This window comes from Mycobacterium intermedium (genome assembly GCF_002086275.1).
Classification (GTDB): Bacteria; Actinomycetota; Actinomycetes; order Mycobacteriales; family Mycobacteriaceae; genus Mycobacterium; species Mycobacterium intermedium.
In genome coordinates, this window is sequence record NZ_MVHT01000298.1 from 1 (window position 1) to 622 (window position 622).

At 79.1% G+C, this 622-nt stretch carries 1 pseudogene; it reads left to right on the forward strand.

Annotated features, from left to right (window positions below):
• A pseudogene (locus tag BST27_RS32985) lies at positions 1-622 on the forward strand (PE family protein); the annotation flags it as partial.

A 622-nucleotide genomic window follows, 5' to 3' on the forward strand; every position in this document is an offset into this window, starting at 1 on the left:
GGGTGGGCGGCAGCGGCGGCGGTGCTGGCGCCTTCGTGGGCGCTGCGGGAGTCGGCGGGGACGGCGGCGTCGGCGGCACCGGGGGCCAAGGCGCCCAAGGCGTCCTCGGAGTCAGCGGTCTCAACGGCGGGCAGGGCGGTCTGGGCACCCAGGGTGGCAGCGGTGGTCACGGTGGACAGGGCGGGGCCGGCAACGGCGGCACCAACGGCAACGGCGGGGCCGGCGGAATGGGCGGCCAAGGCGGGCAGGGCGGTACGGGCGCGGCTGACACGGGCAGCGGAGCCGGCAAGGGCGGCACCGGTGGTATGGGCGGTGCCGGAGGTGCGGGCGGCACAGCCGGTACCGGCGGCAGCGGTGGGGTCAACGGAGTTACCGGCATGGGCGGGACCGGCGGTGTTGGGGGCACTGGCGGCCAAGGCGCCACAGGTATCTCGGGCGTGGCTGATGGCGCCGGCGGCCAAGGCGGCGAGGGCGGCGCCGGTGGCACCGGCGGCACGGGCGGCCCAGGTGGCGTCCAGGGTGTGGGCGGCCGCGGCGGCGCGGGCGGCACCGGCGGCCAGGGCGGCCAAGGCGGCACGGGCGCCGACAACAGCGGCACCATCGGGGTGGCGGGCGGTAAGGG